Origin of the sequence: Methylobacter sp. Wu1 (assembly GCF_036553575.1) — a bacterium.
Lineage (GTDB): Bacteria > Pseudomonadota > Gammaproteobacteria > Methylococcales > Methylomonadaceae > Methylobacter.
Genome location: NZ_JAZHOC010000041.1, coordinates 45,370 through 64,598 on the forward strand (window position 1 = coordinate 45,370; position 19,229 = coordinate 64,598).

The window sequence follows — 19,229 nt, forward strand, 5'->3', positions numbered from 1 at the left end:
TACCGCCACTCGAACGTAAGTACCTCAGAGTCTTCAGTTACGTTATGTTTATATCGCATTGAGTCATTGCCTCAGACTGCAATGATCGGCTCCTGGTCGAGTAACATTTTTAACATGATGTTTGTATAATTTTGCGTTTCAAGCATTGTTGCAGACACTGAATAACAATTTTTTTATGGTCGATTGAAAAATGAATATGAAAGCATCTCAAGCTGAATCAGATAAAGCTCTTTTAGAGGACGCCGCCCAGGATCAATCTGCGCCGGAACCCGAGGCTAGTAGCGACGCCAAAGGTGAAATTGACCTTGATATCGAAGATTTCGATTTAAGTGAAGATTACATCATGATGCCGGCAGAAAATGACAAGGTAGCCAAGAAGATGGCCGCGCGAAGAAAAATTGAAATGTATTGGGAGAAAAAAAGATTGAAAGAACAGCTAGGCGAGTTTGATGATTTTGACCTTGATTTCGATTTTTAACCGTTACTGCATAAAGCAAATTAACTTAGTCTGCCCCTGAACATTAAAAACGAAATTTTCGATGCCTTGCAAATTTCCCTGATCAAGGGAAATTACTTTCCATAATCAAGTCACTTTGAAATTGCATTTCTCATCAGCCGGTTTTTGAATTGTTTCTCTCCATCAAAATCTATTGAACCTAAGATAACCGCATAAGTAGTCATTCGAATTATGTGGCTTTCAATAATGCGGTATAAGCGTCTTTGTTATTTCAGATTTCGATAGCCGGTACATAAGCCGCGCCATTCTTGTCAAGATACAGCTTAAAATGACCTGGATGGCGCGTATTCCCTCTCAACAAGGGCTGCTGGCAGGACGCTATGAACCGACATTGGCGGTTGCATTGATGAGTAAAATAGCGAGGGCATGACGATGAGAGAGATGCAGCAAATGCTGTCGGATATTGAATGGGAGGTCAAGCTAACCCGCAATATGATCGGTAAGGCAGCATTGAGCGATCGTGTCATGGCCGCCATAAGGCATGTGCCAAGGCACAAATTCATACCCGATGCCTTGCGCGAGTACGCCTACCAGAATGGCCCCGTACCGATAGGTTTTGGGCAGACGATATCACAGCCCTACATTGTCGCTTTGATGAGCGATTTGTTGAATACCAAGCCCTCCGATGTTGTGCTGGAAATTGGTACAGGCTCGGGCTATCAGGCTGCGATTCTTTCCGAATTGGTCAGGCAGGTCTACAGCATTGAAGTCATTGAGGATCTGGCGACAATGGCGCGCGCCCATCTGCGTGAGTTGGGCTATAGCAACGTAGAGATCCGGGCCGGCGACGGAAACCTGGGCTGGCCGGAGCATGCGCCTTATGACGGCATCATAGTCACCGCCGCGGCGCCGCATATCCCTCAAGCCCTGATTGATCAATTGCGAACAGGCGCCCGTTTGGTCATCCCTTTGGGCCAGCCTTACAGCGCTCAGGAGCTGATGGTCGTGGAGAAAAAACCGGATGGGGAAATCGAAACTCGGGAAATTCTTGATGTCGCGTTCGTACCGTTAGTCGAAGTGCCGCGTTCTGGCGCGTCCCATAAATCAGACAGACAAAATCCAATGTAGGGTACGAGGCTGTGAAAGTATTCAAAATTTTTCTCTTTGACGTCTATATGCTGTTATATGCAAATATAAAATGCACAATATATTGTGGTTAAAATTTTAAAAAACGAATACTTTCACAGTCTCGTACGTATCACGTACCATTTTCAAAGTTTTTCGATGAACCAAACTTCAAAAGGTGCGCGATACGTATCTACAGAGCTGCGGTTCTTTATTGGACATGTTTATGCCAGCTCGGCATGGCGATGATGCAGTTCGGCGTCAGCCCGGCCTTTTTCAGGACGTCAATCGTCGCGACCACTTTATTTCGACTCATATCGATGACGCTGACAGAGCCATCGTCCATCTCCGGAAGATTGATGAAGCTGTTTTGGACGAAGGCGTAGCGGTTATCAGGCGAAAAGACGAAGTGGTGGGCGCCTCCTGCGGTCGGAATGGTCGCAAGGAGCTTCGGCTCGTAAGGCTCGGCGATGTCGAAGATATTGAAAGCGCCCGGCTTGGCCGTGGTGACGAAAAGACGGTCGCCTTTGTCATTGAAGCCCATTTCCAACGGCAGGCTTTGGCCGGTGCCGACAAAATCGAATACCTGATGAAAAGCGAAATCTCTGGATTGAGGACGCCAGGTCGCGGTCCAGAGCGTGCCGCCGTACATATTGTCGATGTAGGCCATCGGAGGATTTTGATCCGGCGCAAAGAGAATCTCAACGGGCGCTTCTCCCGAAGGTGACGGCTTGGTCGAGAGTTTATGCGTGGAAAGAATTTTCTGTGTCGATGTCTCGATGACCGTAACGGTCTCGCCAGCGTCTTTGGGGTCGTTCGGGTTTACCGTGCTGGTGACGAATAGCCGGTCCAGCTCGTCGTTCAGCATGATGCCGTGCGGATATTTGATGAATTTATCGGTGGAGTCGCCGCTGTCGACGGTTGCTATGGGTTTGTCGGTCTGGGCGTCACCCACGATAATGTTGCTGGAGCCCATGCAGCTCAGGAACCAGCGCTTCTTGTCGGCCGAGAAGGTGAGGTCCTCCCCGACCTTGCAGTCCGGAACCGGCACGATCGTTTTCGAATCGGGAAATTTCGCTACGTCATAGATGTAGAGTTCGGAGCGTCCGAGCGAAGTGACATAAGCCTTGGTCATATCCCTGTTGTAAAAGATATGGTGCGCCACGAAATCCGGGGGCAGCGGGGTATCTTTGATAATCTTGTTAAAGTTCGGCGAATTCGGGTCGACGTCTATGACGGCAATACCTTCGTGCCGGTTTGGCCGGCCAACCTTGCTCTCGTAATTGAGCAGCGCCAGCAATTCCGCGCTTGCGGTGACGGGGACACTTAGCGCCATTGCGCATAGAGTAAATATCTTAAAGGCGTGGTTCATAGATTTTTCTCCAGTGTTCTATCCGGTTAGCGGGCAGGCTGGGGTTGCTAAACCCGGCATTTCGAAGCCGTCCTGAAATTTAGCAAGCTATCAAATTGACATATTGCGCGGGATTTCGTTTCCCTTTCATCGCATCCGTTAATACGTAAATGTGTGCAAATTTTGATGGCGCAATCCTTTGCCGGGAGTGGGGCACAAAAAATATTTTTAATCTGCAGTTGAAAATTAGCTTCCCCGATACTATATCTTTTACATGATCAAGCAGAATTGCATTAATCATTGCTCTCCTTAGACCTATCTATTGAGCCCCTTAACCGGGGCTTTTTTTTGCCTTTTACAGTGATGGCAATTATGTGCGGCAGAAGCTGCACAATCAGGGGCACCGCGCAGAGCCCATTGTCGGAAAAAAGTGAGATAGGGTGCGATTGCCTTTTTGGAAAAGGCTGAGTGTCGTCAAAGAGCCTTCCCCATGATAGAATCCGTTAGGGTGCCTGATGTGCTATTTTGTTAAGTAGGCTGCAGGCCACCTCGTTTAGCTTCTTCTGAAGCGTTATTGGCGTGGTGTTCATTAACTCAAAGAGTTAAACAAGGATCGCCCGTTTTTTATAAATAATCGAGTTTAGTCTGAAAGCAATGTTAATTGCTTGATATTCAGAATCGATCAATGGAATAAACAAGGAAAATAAAAATGAATCGAGTCATTGGAATAGCTGGAACATGCTTGTTATTAACTGCCTGTGGGGGGCAAGGCTTACCCGGAGTCCAAGTGGGCAACATCGGCGGCGTTAATGTCGATGCCGCCATGGGGGCGGTGTCCGATCTGGGGAAGGCTGCAACTTTGACGGAGGAAGAAGTGAAAGAATCTTCCCGGCAAATGCGGTTGTATGAAGAACAATCCAAGGAAACAGTCGCGCCTGCATCGAGCGAGTATGCGCAGAGGCTCGCCAAATTGACCGACAAATTCCGCAAGTATGATGGCCTGGATATCAACTTCAAGGCTTATCTCAGCGACAGCGTTAATGCCAATGCGACGGCAGACGGCTCGGTGCGTGTCTACAGTGCGCTGATGGATCTGATGACTGACGAAGAGTTGCTGTTTGTTATTGGTCATGAAATAGGTCATGTCAAAAACGGCCACGCCGCAAAAGAAATGCGTACCGCCCTGGCTCTAAGCGCTGCCCGCAAAGGCGCGGCCGCGAGCGGAACAGCCGTCGGCTCTCTTGTTTCCTCCGAATTGGGCGGGCTGTTGGAATCTGTCCTGAACGCTCAATACTCCCAGAGCCAGGAAACGGATTCGGACGACTACGGGTTGCAGTTCATGCGTAAAACAGGCGGCGATCTGAGAGCCGCAGAGAGTGCGCTGCGCAAGCTGGCCGAATTGAGCGGAGGTCAGCATTCCATTCTGTCTTCTCATCCTGAACCTGGCCAGCGCGCCGATCGTATGGCGCAACTCGCCAAGCAGGAGTAAATGTAATAACACTGTAGGCTGGGGTGCTAAATCCAGCGTTTCGGAGCCGCCAAAGCCGGGTTTCCGCTAAGGCTCCGACCCAGCCTACACATTTTGCAGGTTTCTTAATGTCCGTTTCAAAGTTGCCGGCAAAGCAGATATGAACAGATTCTCAATCCTTTGTTGCGTAATGCTTGCTTGTACGGCCTTTTCGTCTCTGGCAGCCGTGCCGGAGATCGATCTTTCGGTAAAAATTAATCCGGACATAAATGAGTTCTCTGCCGAGGCCGAGCTTAAATTAGAGGCCAGCGAAAAGTATGTATTCGGGCTTGCTCCCGGATTGGAGCTTGATTCCGCCGAAGCGGATGAGGTTGCGGCGCTTGCGCGCAACATCGGGAGTGCCAATCAGCCGCGCTTTGAGCTTACGCTGCCCAGGCAATTTTCGGCGCATAAATTGAAGATCCGCTATCACGGACGCCTCCTGAAACTGAATTCTCAGGAATATCGCGATGCACTCGCACCATTATTACCAGTGGCTTCGAAGGAGGGCAGTTATTTGCCGGCCGGGAGCGGTTGGTATCCGGAGCCGGGAGCGTTTTTCAGTTATAAGCTTGCCGTCCAGACTCCTGCAGGCCAGATAGCGGTGGCGCCCGGCACCCCAAGCCGCGAGGCGTTAAAGGGAGATAGCCGCACAGCCCTGTTCACCATGGATCACCCGGTTGAAGGCATCGATCTCATGATCGGGCCTTACGCCCTGAAGGAGCGTGTCGTTTCGACCGATACCGCTCCTATTGCTTTGCGAACCTATTTTCATCCCGATATCGCCGAACTCGCGGATGGTTATCTTGATGCGTCAAAGAACTATCTGCAGCGTTATGCAAGCCAGATCGGCGCGTATCCCTACAGCCATTTCAGCATCGTTTCCAGTCCATTGCCGGCAGGGCTTGGCATGCAGTCACTGACTTATCTCGGGCGCGATGTGCTCAAACTGCCGTTCATCAAGGCGACTTCGCTGGGCCATGAGGTTCTGCATAACTGGTGGGGCAATGGCGTGTTCGTCGATCCTGTCGATGGCAACTGGTCGGAAGGCCTTACGACTTTTATGGCCGACTATGCCTTTAAAGAGGATGCAGGTTCCGAAGCGGCGAAGGATATGCGCTACGGCTGGCTGCGGGACAGACAGGCGATCCCGGCCGGCGAAGAGCGGCCGTTGTCCGCCTTTCAATCCCGGCATTATGTCGCCTCGGCAAATGTCGGTTACGGCAAGGCGGCCATGCTGTTTCTTGCTCTGCGGGACCGGATCGGCCAAGAGAGCTTTTATGCGGCCCTGCGCCAATTCTGGCTTCAGCATCGGTTTAAAGCGGCCGGCTTTAAGGACCTGAGGCAGGCGTTTGAAAAGAGTTCGGGCGAAGATCTGTCAGGCTTTTTTGCGCAGTGGCTTGAGCAGACCGGCGCCTCTTTGTATTCATTGGACTCGGCGTTTTTTGACGGGAAAGCATTACATCTGGCTATCGGCCAGACGTTGCCGGAAAATAAAGTGCGCCTTCCTGTGCGGGTTTATTCCGCCAAATCGCATGAAGACTTTTCTCTGGACCTCAGCGGCCAGGTATTTAAAGCGACCCTGACGCCTGAAGCGGAGTCGCTCGCGCTGTCAATCGATCCTGAATTCACGGTTTGGCGCGCCCTCGCCCCGGAAGAATCCCCGCCTATTCTCCGGGATGTTGTTGCAAGCAGGCATCTGGCCTTGCTGGCCCTGAACGATAAACTGGCGGCGGCCGCGCTGTCATTTACAAAAGCCTTCGCTGAAGGCGAGGTAGAAAAAGTATCGGAACAGCAGGCAACGCAGGACAAGTTTGTCATCGTTTTGGGCGGGTCACAAGAAGTCGATGCCTGGCTGTCGCGCAGCAAACTGCCTCCACGGCCAGCCGTTGTTTCCGGAGGCGACATTCAGGTGTGGATGGTCAATCATCCCGCCAGGCATGTTCTCGCGGTTTCAGTTCATGATCAGGATGAAAAAGCTCGCTCTTCGCTTGAGATTGCCGGCAAACGGCTGCCCCATCTCGCACGCTATTCCTGGCTAACCTTTGAGCAAGGGAAAACCAGGCTTCGGGGGACCTGGCCGACAGAGCCGCCGCGCTATTTGATTAAAAGATAACGGCGCACAAAGTTTGTCAGGCAGCGCTATCCGGATGAGATTGAAGTAGCGCATAGGATGCGAAAAGGACAGCTGATAGAATGTGCCGGCTTGCAAGCGGTTTATGCCTTAAGCACGACAGCTTGCCCGTAAGATAAGCGTGACTTGAACCCATTCAATATTTGCGACAGAACCCCAAAACGCCGTGAAAACCATGCATTCGACTCTAAAACACGCCCATACCCCCTACGATAGCTGGCACTCAATTTCAATTTCCTTATACATGACGCTGGTAGGCTATGGCGTCCTGGTCGCCATTCCTGTTATCAGCACTGCCCGGGTGCATTTACTCGGTTTTTCTGAAGTTGAAGTAGGATGGCTCGCAAGCGCCGACCTTGGAGGATTGGCGGCCGGCGCGGCGCTTGCTTCGTTTTTCATGGCGAACGCAAACCGGCGCGTTCTGGCTTTAATCGGCGCGGCCTTGGCGATCTTGGGCAATTTATTGTGTACGCGCTACACGCATTTCGAGCCGGTGCTTTATTTGAGAATCCTGGCCGGCATCGGCAGCGGCATATATACGTCGGTCGCAGTCGCCAATCTGGGCGCTACATCAAAGCCGGCTCGCGCTTATAACATGATGCTGTTCGCATTTGCCTTTTCCCAGGCGCTGGAACTCCAGGTTTTGCCGCAATTATCCATGAACGGGATTCACTACGTATTTGTAGGCGGATTTATGGCGGGGCTTTTAGGCTTGCGGTGGATTCCTGTTCATGCAGAAGACAAACCCTTGGATGTCGAAGTGGATGTCGAGGAAAGCAGCGGCCGCCGTCATTTCGAGCATCGTCATGTCCCTGCCTACATCGTCTGGCTTTGCCTGGCCGCGATCTTCCTCACCTATATCAACATCGGAGGCTACTGGACCTATATTGAACTGGCGGCCCGCGATGCTGCGATAGCCGACGAACTCATCAGCAGATTATTGGTATGGGGTTCATTGTGCAGTGTAGCGGGCTGTCTGCTGGCTACCTTGATAAGCAACCGCTTTGGACTGGCTCGTCCTTTGCTGATGGCGCTTTTGGCAATGACTGCAATCGTGGGCATGCTGCACGGAGGCATCGATACGCCCAAACTGATCATCAGCATGCTTTCGTTCAATCTCTTGTGGATCTTCATTGACGTTTATCAGATGGCTTTTGTCGCCAATGCCGATCATTCAGGCGCTTTTGCCTCCTTGATACCGTGCGCTCAAGGTCTGGGACAGATCGTCGGCCCAAACGCCGCCGCATCCATTCTTGGCAACTCCTTAGGCTACGGCAATGTGTTTTTGATGTGTGCGTTATTTGCGCTGTCAGGCGTATTAACGTACCTGGCAGTGTATTTAAGACTTCGCCGTATCCTTCCTGCCTTGGCTGATGCATCCTGATTGCCGGAATGGGGAAATCGGATTCAGCCAGGGAAGGTAGAGGGGGCGCAGCGTGATCTTGGTTCAATACCGGCGATTTCCGATTTTTAAAAAATTACCGTCTGGCCTGCAGCGAGTTGCCGCGTTTATCCGGCAAATAGCGATAGTGTCCGGTAACAGGATAGGCAAACAGGACATCTTCCAACCGCGGCCCCTGCCCAATGTTGTGTACCACAAGCGGCCGTTTTGCAGCTATAGCCATTTCACCCGTGACGATCCCGATATGAGGCAGGTTGCCCGGAAGCATCCAGGTAACGATATCCCCTGGCTTATAAGTCTCCGCCTTGTCTGAGACAGGCAGTGTTTGTCCGTGACGCTTGAAAAAAGCTTGCAGATTTGGAACTCGGCGATGGTCGATGTTCGGATCCGGCCGCGTCAGGCCCCATAGTCTCTTCGAGGGGTAAGCGCTGAAATTTGCAGCCATGTCCTTATGTACGAGAACTTGCAGATCAATCCCCAGCTTGCGATAGCTCCGGATGACTTCATCTGTGCAGACGCCGATTCCTTCGGGAACATCTCCCCCGGGGTACGGTATCCGAAAGTACCGGCCGTCATAAACCACTTTATGCGCAGTTCTCTCAATTGCAGCAGCCGCAAGCTGGTCCGGTGCAATTTCTGCAAAGACATTTGACGGGATGCATAGCGCTATAAGAATCCATTTCGCAGTACGTTTAATAGTTGTGAATGTCATCATGATGTAAATCCGAAGGGCCTTCTCATTTTCCTCGCCACAGCCGTTTTCAATATGACAAAGCGAATGACAAGTCCCGTCCATGGGAAAGGTCAGGGCGCAGCCGGCGATCTCAAAAGACCATAAACAGTTAACGCCAGCATTTATCGGGAAAGACGAACGCGTGTTATCGCCGCCTAACTCGATAAATGCGCAAGCCGCAGGATGCTGCCGACGTAAGGACTGTCCTGAGCGCAGTCGAAAGGAACGCGGTCGGAGGGCGGCACATCGGCCGCATTGGATGCGCTTCCTTACGTTCAGCATATCGAGTCGGGCCCCCAGATGAGCATCGGGCCGGAGAGGTCCTTCGCTTCTGGGTTTTGCCGCTCGATTGCCGGGATGAGGCGAAAAGCTTCGCTTAACCTTCCTGAAGAAGCTCTGCAAAAGGCACGAATGCATCACTGTGATGCTGGCTGCAGGCAGCAAATCGGTACTTTTGGCGATCGATGGTTATATCGAGTATTTCCAGGTTGGTTTTGCGTCTGCATTGCGTGCTTTTCGAAGTGGTCGACTGGCATTGCGTGGCATCCTTAGCCAAGTCGATGACTTTGTCCGGTTTTTTGGCAGCGGGCGCTGGTTTTTTTTCAGGTGCCTGTTCCGGTTGCGCTTTCTTCTCTTCGGCAACAGGTTTCTGTTGTTCGACAACAGATTTCTGCTCTGTTACTTTTGCCTTGGCTTCTTGTTGGACCGATTCCGGTTGAGGCTTGTCGGATGGCGCGCTTTGTTGTTTAGCCAGATATTTTTCTACACCTGTCGGCTGCTTCGGTGTATTTGCGGGTTCCGCGGTTTCTGTTTTACCGCCGCCAGGAGCGGTTATCATGTCTTCTTTCTGTCTGGACAGATATTTCTCAACACCCGTCGGCCGCTTCGGCGCATTAGCGGGTTCTGTGGATTCGGTCTTGTCGTCGCCAGGGGCGGCTGCCGTTTCTTCTTCCCGTTTGGCCAGATACCTTGCCACACCTGTCATCTTGGCAAGTGCGGCTGCCTCCGCTGCCGCTTTTTCCTGATCTTCCTGCTGCATTTTTGCCAGGTATCTTGCAACGCCGGTCACTTTGGCGGCTTCAGCCGCTTCTTCCTGCTGCTGTTTAGCCAGGTATCTGGCGACACCCGTCGAGCCGTCTTCCGGAATTTTCGGCTGCTGTTCATTTCTGTATGCAGATGGGCTGTATTGACCATGCGCCCCGGACGTTTTTAGGCCTACCATTTCAAGCAATTGATCTATGAAACTCTTTGCCATGTTAAGCTCCTCTTTATTATATTTTTGTGGTATTGGTTTATGTTTGGTTGGATATTTCAAACCCTTGTATTTGGAAAAGAAATATGGGCCGGGGGTAAGCATAGCCCAATCGGAGCACTGAGGTAAACGTTATTGATTTGTGCCGATGAAATCGTACCGAGGAACTTGCTCGAGATAAGTAGAGATGGGGGCGATAAACCCGGCATTTAGAACTGTTCATGCCGGGGTTGTCAGTCAGACACGGGCTGTTTATGCGCTTACAGCCTGGTTGTTGGCCACTTCATATAAACCGATAAAATCCTGCATGCCCAATGCAGCAATGCTGTTTTCTTCGTCATCGAGAATTTCATACATCACGCCTTCGGTTCCACGGATGCTGAACAGCACAATTGCACCTTCATCGCCGCCGCATTCTCTGTGAGGCACCGGATCCGGCTGGCTGACAGTATAGCTGCCGACGGCGCGGATGGCTTTTAATTCGCCATTGGCATAATAAAGCCGATGTTCGCCGTGAATCACAAAAAGGTGATTTAACGCGCAATGCCGGTGCAGGACTATCGGGTTATGAGGTTCAAATTTGAAAATGACGTCGACAGTTTTGTTGTCTTTATCGATATTCAGAATCGAATAACGAAAATTCTCAAATTCGCCGAGTTGCTGCCACGCGATGTTTTTGTCATTAAAAAGGTAATTGCTCATAGCGGTTCTCCTTATTTGAAGTGCAATCCTCACCCCGGCAACTGTTCGGTTTAGCTAAAGCGCATTCATAAGCTTCACCGCTGGCTGTACAGGCTGTGAGGGTGAAGCTGCATGCTACTGGGCGGGCGTCGGGCCAGAAAGAGAAAATTACCTTTTGAAAGCGGGCATTTTGCCCGTTGGAAGATTCCGTTTTCTTTTAGCGTGACAGGCTGGTTACCAAATCCAGCATGGTAGGCTGGGTTGGAGCTTTAGCGGAAACCCGGCATGGGCGGCTTCGAAATGCTGGGTTTAGCAACCCAGCCTACCGCTGGGTTTTCTAAGGCTCCAACCCAGCCTGCATGACCGTCAACCTTATTCAGGGCTGACATTGAACGAATATAAGCCGTTTAATCTTTGCTACCAGGCCGCTTTCCAGCCAATGCCATAAGAGCTGCCAGTGTCTGAAGAGTGGCTGACGGAACCTGAGAATTTACCAAATTCACTGCCAACGCCAACCCCTAGTGAACTATCACCAGTGCTTGGGGAATGTGTAACTGAACCTGAATACTTGTCATGACCGACACCTACACCGTATGAGCTATGTCCGGTGTCTAAGGAATGGCTGAAAGAGCCGGAGAGTTTATCGTGCTCGCTGCCCACCCCGAGCTTTAGTGAATTCCCGGTATCCGGCGAATGTTTAACCGAACCTGAATATTGGCCTTGCTGCGCACTGATAGATACGGTTCCATCTTTATTAACATTTAATTTACGTGACGAATCTTCTTTTTTTGATTCAATCCAGCCGCCGGTCAATGGTGATGAGCTGGCTTTCGGGCTCTTGTTTACAGTTACTCCGGTAACAACTTTATTTCCATCTTCTTTGGTTGTGGAAACAGGAACATCAACCTCCGCGAAGACGGCATAATTTGTCAGAACCAGTGCAATTGACATAAATACAACGAGGATAGTTTTTTGCAATGTTTTCATATTCACAAGAAGTTTATTGATGAGTTTGCGAAAGTTTGCTTTGGGTATTTCAATACCCAACCAAACGGCAAAAATTACGCGGCAACCCTAGCCTTCAGCGGTTCCGGTTCGTTCGGCGTCCGTATCATTCTTGCCCCATGCTATTCGCGCAGATTCAGGCAAAAACACTCGATGCTGCCGCTATCGGGGGCTAAAAATCTTCAGCTCGATAACGCTCCGTTCCAGGATTTTCAGCGATTGCGGAACGAGTCATTCGGAACCATCGTTCGCCCTTGAACTTATCAATATTTCTTTAGGAATAACTTAATTATTCCGTTGAGCATCACAGCCCGGTAGAGACCGGGCTGGTAAAAAGAGACACTTCTGGGCCATCAGGGTTCCTCAAAATTGCAGGTATTTTGAGATGTGGCTCTATTTCGGCCCCGCTGCCTTTTTATCCACGACGCCGGGCAGCGGGCGTGTCTGCTCTGGAAATTTGCCTTTCAGTGCATCGACGCCGGCCTGTGGCTTGGCCAGGGCCTTTAAGTCAGCACGTTGATTACGTTTCTCGTTGGTGCTGACGTCCATATGTTGATCGCGCTTTTCGACCAGGCCGGGCAGGGCTTCACCGTCCTGGTTGAATGACCACTCCAGCGTAGCCTCTCCCAACGGTATTTTGTCGCCGGCTTTTCCAAACGGGGCAGAGTTCCATACGTGCCAGGTCTTGCCGTAACTGTTCATTTTGCCTTTCATCAATTCCTTTTCCGCTATGCCGGGAATGCCGGGCGCAATGAGCAGGCCGGACAGAATCTCGTAATTATGCGGGTGCCAGTATTGTTTCTCCTGCTCGGGCAAGGATTCGAACAACGTTTCCGAAATAATATATTCGATGCCGATCAGGTTCGCCTGCCGGGTATTGCCGTCGAACAGGACGCATTGCGCGAAATCTTCATTAACCTGACGGCAGAAATGGTGGGCCTCCATTTGATGAGCCGGGTTGTTTTTATCGGCATGAAAGCCGTCCAGATAGATATTCATGGGCTGCAAAGGCGAGTCGGTCTGTAAAATGGCCGCTCCCGATTCAAGCATCTCGGTTTTCGTTGTCTTTTCCTTGCCGGACGGATGCTGAGGCGCCTCAGTTTTCGGGTTGCAGGCCGTCAGGAGGCCCGCAGAGACAAGCGTCATGAGAGAAACAGAATGAAAGGTGGATGCCATCGTTTTCTCCTTTTGGTTTTCAGCCGCTATCTGTAGCGGATGCTGCACTGAAGGGTAGGAAATACCCGCCGCTTAGTTTCTTAAAAGCCGGATAAAGACAATATTGTCCGACTATGCCGCAGGACAGCTTGTTGGCAAGTTCTAGTCCTCAGTCAGTATTGAGATGTCTGTAAGGCTTGACCGAGTACTGGCATTAGCAGCTTTTATCTGCCTGGAGCATTCGATAAGCGCAATCTGCAGTAGTTCCGCATGATTGGCCGCATAGGGACATAAGCAGCCTTGAGGAACACTCACAGGGAACGATGCAGAAACGGCGCACGTCCCGATTTTCTCGGCAGCCCGGAATTTTCAGGCTGACGTAAATCCGGCATTTCGAAGATGCTTATGCCGGAGTTACGCTAAAGTTCCAACTCAGCCCAGATGGCCTTGATCGGATTGAACATCCGGCCAGGAATTTAACATTCACGGCGATATCGCTCTATTTTTAACGGACTGTATCGAACCGAAGGCGACGTTGACAGGTCTCACAAAACAGACAACCGGTTTGAGACGTGTTGCCGGCAAACCGCCCTGGTTCAGGACTGCCGCTTATTGTGCCTTGGTTTGTTGCTTCGGGATGGGAATGCCATCCATCCCATTTCCGTAAGTTCGGCTTATCCACAAGGGTGTCACCTCTATTGATTAGAAGGTAAAAGCGATGAAATCCAACGTTGGAAGATGGGCTGTGGTTGTTCTGCTGAGCATCGACCTATTCGGTTGCTCCAGCGTTCGCGCCAGGAATGAAATCCCCAACCAGGAATGGACAGTCTATCCCGGCCCTCGGAAAGCCGTGAACGAGATGGGGGATATATTCAGCAGCAGGCGCTCGGAGCCGGATTGGATCAAGGGGTTGATAACAGCCATTCTGGTTGTGGACCTGCCTATAACGACCGTCTTCGACACAGTTGTCGCGCCCTATGATCTCTATCGCATTTACAACCCCGAGGACTTTGAAAAGACCCGTAAATCATCAGAAGGCCCTGCGGAGAGGAAAGCTGAAAGCCAGGAAGCCGAGTAGGATGCGCACTGCGTACCTGTCAGGCTTGCGGTGCATTGGATGGGCTCAGAGTGCAAAAGCTTGCTGGGCAGTCGTATTTTATGGCTAGAACCCGATACGCAAATTTAACACTTCGGTAATCCTTTTCCCCCTAGCGGAAAATACTCTAGGCAGCATTATTTAGGCTGAGGTTATACCTGTTTTCGATGTGTTAGTGTGCATAATAAAATTGGCAGGACTTACGAAAGCCTGAGGGGCGACTGCCAACAGTAGACGTTCTAGGCAAAGTCGTCCCCACAGTTTTTAAAACCACTTGGTTCGGTGGCTGAACAGGTTTGAGAAACCCTGCATTTCGGAGTGATTTATGCTGGGTTTCCGCTAAAGCTTCAACCCAGCCTACATGGGCGTTTAAAAGAGCGATCACCGGTCGCCCTTGTGGCGCCGTTTAAGCTCTGAGCAGAGCCTTGACCATTCTTTCGGAAAGCTGCTCTGCCGTGAATTGTGGTTCATTGGGTGGGTACAATTCCACTTCGTCCAGTTCGAAGCCGTATTCTCTGGCCAGCCCTAAGATTTCCTTTATTTTCATGCAGGCAAGTAGCTTCTCCTTTAATTCAGGATCGGCTTTCGCTTTTTCTGAAAATGCCTTGATGTCTGCAATTGCCATTGTATTTTTCTCCTAATCTATTGAAGGTGATGATAGTGAGTGCGGGCACTCGGTGTTAAAAATCGTACGAAGCCGGCCCTGAGTAGACGCTGTAGGGCGTTTCTATCCAGTCTTGAAGCACGGCGGCATCGCGTACAGGCAGGTAAGCGAAATCGCCGCTGATGTCCTGAAAGACGGCGATGCCCGTCTGCGGGGAAACCAGTTGGCCTTTCAGCATGTGGAAGAACCAGGCAAACGGATAGCCGGCCTGCCGGTCGAAGCGCGCCAGCGCGGTGTTGAGGGCTTTGCCTTTCTTGCCGGCGATAGCGTCCAGTCGGGGGAGGTTCTTTTTCTGAGTGTTGATGATTTCAACGCTGATGATTTGTTCGCCGAAGCGGCCGATCGTCTGATGGGGGCGAATGAACCAGTCTTCGCAGAACACGGCTTTCTGGCCGGCGCTGCTGCGGTTCCAGTCGTGCAGGAAGCGCCGGGCCGGATGTTCGTCGTTGTGGTATTTATTGATTTCATCCATGAAAACCGGCACGTCAGTTTTACGTCGATAAGTGTAACGGGCCGTACCTATGCTGAATGACTGCAGCCATTCAGGCTCCAAAGGATCAATAAATTCTTCCAGGTCTTCCGGCGGCTTGTGCGGGCTGACCAGCAACCGGTCGGAAACCTCGTGCGTCTTGTCGATTTCCAGCTGAATGAAATCCTCGGCTCTGCGGCCGGTCTGGATGACGATGTATAGCGTATTGCCGATTTGCCGGGTCGCGATCAGGTTCTGTTCCAGTGTATGCTCGATCAAGGTTTGCAAATCGCGGCCGCATTCGATGAAGGTGCGCTCGGCCCACTCGATCAGGTTGGCGGCGATGCGTCTGCCATTCCTGTCGACGATGCCGCCTATGCGGTACCATTCGCCGCCGATCGCGGCCAGACGGACAGGATAGTCGGGGACCAGCGCCTGGATTCTAGCCAGCAGGAATTCATCGTCGGGCAGGGCGGTTTTGCAGATTTCTGTAAGCTGATGCCCGTCCAGTTGGGGTTTGTCAGGATGTAATGGGGGTACGGACATGCTTAAATTTCCGGTTTGTCATTCCCATGCGCTGCCTGGGAGTCATGATTCAATCGTTTCTGTGCGGCCTCGCGGACATCCGGTTCCGGATCGTCCAGCAGGCTGGACAAGGCTTCCGGGGGCACGCGCTGAGCGGCCGTATAGCGTACGACCCAGTCGGAATCGTCGAGCAGGATGACGGCATCGGCGGGATTCATGCGCTCGGCGACGATGCGCCTGACTTCGGGGGCCTCGTCGTTCGCCATGAGGCCTAAGCTGACTTCGGGCAGACGCTCGGCGACGAGCTTGCGCACCTGCAGGTCTTCATCGCGGATGAACCGGAACAGGCGGCCCTGCGGCAATCGCTTGGCGATGGTCAGCCGGACGATGTAGTCCGGGTCGTTGGCCATTTTTTCCAGATCCGCGGGCGCGATGCGGTCGGCGACGGTCATCCTGACTTCGCGGTCCGGATCATCGATCAGCGGGTGCAGTTGCGTGACGGGCAGGCGGTAGGCTACCGCGCGCCTGACGACTTCGTCCTCGTCATGGATCAGTTCGGCCAGCGCTTTCTGCGACGCATAGCGTACGGCGATGGCGCGCCGCTCCCAGAATCTGTCGTTCAGATAATGTTCGGCGTAAGCCGGGTTGACGCGAAAAAACCGGTCGATCTGCCGGCCGCTTTCGGCCAGCACGCAGGTATCGCCGGGCATGCAGCGGCCGGCCAGCAGCGTCTTGCCGCGGAAGGGGCACAGGCTGCAGTCGGCGATGGGTAGCGTGACAGGGCTTTCTGTAGCGGACATGATCTAATCGGGGATGATTTCGGCGACGACGATGCCGGTCGCAATTTCAGGGTTGTTGGTCAGGCACAGGCAGTGCTCACGCCCATCGACCAGGTACAGATTGAAATCGTCGTGCGTCAGCACCGGCTCGTTATTGGGAATGTCGTCGTCCATGCAGTAGGTGAAATGAATGCCTGGATAGTCTTGCCTGAGCGTGGCAAGTACGCTTTCATTGATTCCCAGTTGGGCGATTTTCCCGGCAATTTCCCGGGTTTGTTCCATCGTTATCATTCCGTAGCTCTCCTAATCGAATCGGATGCGGTCGGTACCGGGCATGGCGTGTGCCGCCAGCCCGATACGCAAAGCCAGATCCCGTGAAATCGCGTTCCGGCACATGGGCTTATGCCGTAAGCGGCAAAATGCAGTTGTCTATCGGGCAGACTTTGACGCATTGCGGTTTGTCAAAATCGCCTACGCATTCGGTGCAGGTTCGGGCGTCGATTTTAAAAACGACGGCGCCTTCGCTGATGGAAGTGGTCGGGCAGACCGGTTCGCAGTCGCCGCAGGAAATACAGTCAGCTTCAACTATATACAAGGCCATGGTTAAACTCCTTAATCATCTAAACGTTTTGCGCGTAGGGTAATGGGGAAGGCGGGCGGTGTGTCCATCGGCTCAAAGTAGTATTTCGATCCGTCGCCGAGCACGACTTCGCCGCCCCATTTGTCGGGGCGGTCGAATTCGATCGATTCGGCCACTTCTTCCAAATCTTTTTTGGGTACATAGAAGACCAGTTTGCCTTCTCCGTTTTTCTTCAACATGACGCTGGGCATCGGGTTCTCCGTTAAGGTGTCGCTAGCGCGACGGTTTTATTTAATCGGGTTTATCGCACCCGAAGGCGAGTTACTTTCTTTTGCGTCGCCAAAAGAAAGTAACCAAAGAAAAGGCCGCCCGGTTGCCGCTTGTATCCTGCGCTCCTCACTTTTAACAGGGGTTGCCAAAGGGACTCCTGTCCCTTTGGCAACGCGCGGCTTCCCTGCCGCGCCCCTACGGGCCTGATCTGTTAAAAGCTCCGGTGCTCGGTGCGGCAAACGGGACAGGGTGCCCGTCGTAACATCGGCCAGAGCGTTTAGGAATAGCCGGACGGGGCATGTTGCCCCGTCCGAAACGTTCGGCACTTGGTTGTTAAATCTCCAAATTCAGGAACCCAGCCTACCGCTTTCAATCGTAGGGTACGCAGCGCGTATCGTTGCCAAAGTCTGTCGACTCCGAGAAGGTACGCGCTGCGTACCCTACCTGTTAACGGATCAAATCGTAGTTGTAATCCGTAGTGCCCATGCCTTTGGTCTCCTTGTCCAGTTGCTCCAGCACGGCGTTCACCAGCGTCGTCAGCATGTAGATGGCGCCTTCGTAGCCGAGCGTCGTCATCCGGTGCAGGTGATGACGGTCGAAGATCGGGAAGCCGATGCGGATCAGCGGCACTTCGTGCTCTTCGCCTTTGTAGAAGGTGTCGCGCTGGATGAACTTGCCGTACGAATTGCCGATCATGAAGTCAGGCTTGTTGGTGAACATCAGCGAGCGGAAGTGCCACAAATCCCGGCCGATATGCACCTGGGTGTTCACGCCGTAAGGCGAGTCGGCCAGCATTTTGTTCATGGCTTTCAGCCAGCGCTTGCTGGCATGATTGCACAGTACATCGGATGGTTCCGCGCCCACTTCGAGCAGGAATTTGGTCATGCCCATGACAAAATCGGCATCGCCGTACAGGGCGAATTTCTTGCCGTGCAGCCAGGCGTGCGAGTCGGTCATCATGTCCACCAGACGGCCGCGTTCCAGTTCCAGCGACGCAGGGATCGGCTTGCCGGTCAGTTCGGAGACTTTCATCAGGAATTGGTCGGTCCATTCCAGGCCCATCGGGATGTTGATGGCGGTGGCCGGCTGGTTCCAAGTGGTTTGCACGAACTTCTTGGTTTTTTCCAATTGCCAAGGTTGCAGCAGCAGCGTGTCGATGGCGTTGGGCGCGTCCTTGATCTCGGCTTGCGTGGTGCCACCCGCGTACATGCGGAAGGTGCCGTCAGCCGGCGTGTCGAGCACTTCGGAAGGATCGCTGAGCAGCGAGTAATCGACGCCCATTTCCTTCATCATGCGGTGCATGACGCGGAAATTGCCCAGATAGGTTTCAAAGCCCGGCACCAGGTTGATCTTGCCGTTGGAGCCGACTTTCTTGTCATCCATGTGGTTCAGTGTGAAATAGCGCGCCATGCCTTCGAACATGTTGTCCCAGCCGGTGGTATGACTGCCGACGAAGCTCGGAGTATGCGCGTAAGGCGTCGGGTAATCCTGTTCGACGTGGCCGGCGTTCTTGGCGTTGTTGATGAAGGCGTTCAAGTCGTCGCCGATCACTTCGGCCATACAGGTGGTCGATACGGCGATGATGTCGGGCTGGTACAGGGCTTTCGCGTTTTCCAGGCCCGCCATCATATTTTTCTGGCCGCCGAATACGGCCGCGTCTTCGGTCATGGAATCGGACACGCAGGCAATCGGCTCTTTAAAGTGACGGTTGAAATAGGTACGGAAATAGGCTACGCAGCCTTGCGAGCCATGCACGTAAGGCATGGTTTTCTCAAAGCCCAGTGCGCACAAAACAGCGCCTAACGGCTGGCAGGCTTTTGCCGGGTTGACGGTCAGGGCTTCGCGGTTGAAATTGAGCTCCTGGTATTCCTTGGTGGTCGTCCACTCGAATACTTCGTCAATTTTTCCCTGAGGGTGGCGTTCTTCGTAAAGCGCGCGTTTATTAGCCAGATTTTCCTTGTAGTCATCGTTTCTGAACAAAGGATAACTGGGTTGTATGTTTTCGACTTTTTGACTCATAAATAATCTCCTGTGCGCCACTAAT

General features: G+C 52.3%; 19 protein-coding genes. 6 read left to right on the forward strand and 13 right to left on the reverse strand.

The annotated features are described in order from the left end of the window. Positions 1-196 precede the first annotated feature (196 nt). Both V2P20_RS05870 and V2P20_RS05875 read left to right on the forward strand, forming a co-directional pair. Entirely contained in the window at positions 197-478 is a 282-nt protein-coding gene (locus tag V2P20_RS05870) for a hypothetical protein (RefSeq protein ID WP_331817058.1), read from the forward strand. A 405-nt stretch (positions 479-883) separates the two neighbouring features. Continuing rightward, positions 884-1,585: a protein-L-isoaspartate(D-aspartate) O-methyltransferase gene (locus V2P20_RS05875; RefSeq protein ID WP_331817060.1), complete on the forward strand. Its 702-nt coding sequence runs from the start codon at positions 884-886 to the stop codon at positions 1,583-1,585. A 208-nt stretch (positions 1,586-1,793) separates the two neighbouring features. Here V2P20_RS05875 and V2P20_RS05880 read toward each other — a convergent pair whose 3' ends face one another. Further along, a complete protein-coding gene (locus V2P20_RS05880) occupies positions 1,794-2,954 on the reverse strand; it encodes a YncE family protein (protein WP_331817062.1) in 1,161 nt (386 codons plus the stop codon). A gap of 766 nt (positions 2,955-3,720) precedes the next feature. Here V2P20_RS05880 and V2P20_RS05885 point away from each other — a divergent pair. From V2P20_RS05885 to V2P20_RS05895, 3 genes are all read left to right on the forward strand, one after another. Beyond that, positions 3,721-4,422 carry a M48 family metalloprotease gene (locus V2P20_RS05885; protein ID WP_331817064.1) on the forward strand — a complete coding sequence of 234 codons (702 nt, stop codon included), beginning with the start codon at positions 3,721-3,723 and terminating at the stop codon, positions 4,420-4,422. Between the two features lie 139 nt (positions 4,423-4,561). After that, a complete protein-coding gene (locus V2P20_RS05890; protein WP_331817066.1) occupies positions 4,562-6,556 on the forward strand; it encodes a M1 family aminopeptidase in 1,995 nt (664 codons plus the stop codon). A gap of 193 nt (positions 6,557-6,749) precedes the next feature. Beyond that, the gene (locus V2P20_RS05895) at positions 6,750-7,958 is read left to right on the forward strand and encodes an MFS transporter (protein ID WP_331817068.1); all 1,209 of its coding nucleotides are present in this window, start codon (positions 6,750-6,752) and stop codon (positions 7,956-7,958) included. A gap of 94 nt (positions 7,959-8,052) precedes the next feature. Here V2P20_RS05895 and V2P20_RS05900 read toward each other — a convergent pair whose 3' ends face one another. From V2P20_RS05900 to V2P20_RS05920, 5 genes are all read right to left on the reverse strand, one after another. Then, entirely contained in the window at positions 8,053-8,691 is a 639-nt protein-coding gene (locus V2P20_RS05900; RefSeq protein ID WP_331817070.1) for a DUF1287 domain-containing protein, read from the reverse strand. Positions 8,692-9,085: 394 nt separating this feature from the next. Further along, on the reverse strand, positions 9,086-9,964 hold the full coding sequence (locus V2P20_RS05905) for a hypothetical protein (RefSeq protein WP_331817072.1): 879 nt from the start codon (positions 9,962-9,964) through the stop codon (positions 9,086-9,088). 249 nt (positions 9,965-10,213) lie between these two features. Beyond that, complete coding sequence (locus V2P20_RS05910; protein WP_331817074.1) at positions 10,214-10,663, reverse strand: regulator; 450 nt, start codon at positions 10,661-10,663, stop codon at positions 10,214-10,216. Between the two features lie 396 nt (positions 10,664-11,059). Next, positions 11,060-11,689, reverse strand: a complete 630-nt coding sequence (locus V2P20_RS05915; RefSeq protein ID WP_331817076.1) for a hypothetical protein — start codon at positions 11,687-11,689, stop codon at positions 11,060-11,062. Positions 11,690-12,040: 351 nt separating this feature from the next. Next, the gene (locus tag V2P20_RS05920; protein WP_331817078.1) at positions 12,041-12,823 is read right to left on the reverse strand and encodes an OBAP family protein; all 783 of its coding nucleotides are present in this window, start codon (positions 12,821-12,823) and stop codon (positions 12,041-12,043) included. A gap of 697 nt (positions 12,824-13,520) precedes the next feature. On the opposite strand from V2P20_RS05920, the gene V2P20_RS05925 reads away from it, so the two are divergent. Continuing rightward, positions 13,521-13,880 carry a YceK/YidQ family lipoprotein gene (locus tag V2P20_RS05925; protein ID WP_331817080.1) on the forward strand — a complete coding sequence of 120 codons (360 nt, stop codon included), beginning with the start codon at positions 13,521-13,523 and terminating at the stop codon, positions 13,878-13,880. Positions 13,881-14,304: 424 nt separating this feature from the next. Here V2P20_RS05925 and V2P20_RS05930 read toward each other — a convergent pair whose 3' ends face one another. The 7 genes from V2P20_RS05930 to nifK all read right to left on the reverse strand — a co-directional run bounded on the left by V2P20_RS05930 (position 14,305) and on the right by nifK (position 19,204). After that, entirely contained in the window at positions 14,305-14,523 is a 219-nt protein-coding gene (locus V2P20_RS05930; RefSeq protein WP_331817082.1) for a Nif11-like leader peptide family natural product precursor, read from the reverse strand. Positions 14,524-14,578: 55 nt separating this feature from the next. After that, positions 14,579-15,577 carry a hypothetical protein gene (locus V2P20_RS05935; protein ID WP_331817084.1) on the reverse strand — a complete coding sequence of 333 codons (999 nt, stop codon included), beginning with the start codon at positions 15,575-15,577 and terminating at the stop codon, positions 14,579-14,581. A gap of 2 nt (positions 15,578-15,579) precedes the next feature. Continuing rightward, positions 15,580-16,356 (reverse strand): 4Fe4S-binding leucine-rich repeat protein, encoded by a 777-nt coding sequence (locus V2P20_RS05940; protein WP_331817086.1) that lies wholly within the window; start codon positions 16,354-16,356, stop codon positions 15,580-15,582. Positions 16,357-16,359: 3 nt separating this feature from the next. Next, the gene (locus V2P20_RS05945; RefSeq protein WP_331817088.1) at positions 16,360-16,626 is read right to left on the reverse strand and encodes a DUF6129 family protein; all 267 of its coding nucleotides are present in this window, start codon (positions 16,624-16,626) and stop codon (positions 16,360-16,362) included. Positions 16,627-16,735: 109 nt separating this feature from the next. After that, entirely contained in the window at positions 16,736-16,936 is a 201-nt protein-coding gene (locus V2P20_RS05950) for a 4Fe-4S binding protein (RefSeq protein WP_194971326.1), read from the reverse strand. Positions 16,937-16,947: 11 nt separating this feature from the next. Continuing rightward, positions 16,948-17,166 (reverse strand): putative nitrogen fixation protein NifT, encoded by a 219-nt coding sequence (gene nifT / locus V2P20_RS05955; protein ID WP_331817093.1) that lies wholly within the window; start codon positions 17,164-17,166, stop codon positions 16,948-16,950. 466 nt (positions 17,167-17,632) lie between these two features. Beyond that, complete coding sequence (nifK, locus tag V2P20_RS05960; RefSeq protein WP_331817095.1) at positions 17,633-19,204, reverse strand: nitrogenase molybdenum-iron protein subunit beta; 1,572 nt, start codon at positions 19,202-19,204, stop codon at positions 17,633-17,635. Positions 19,205-19,229: the final 25 nt, after the last annotated feature.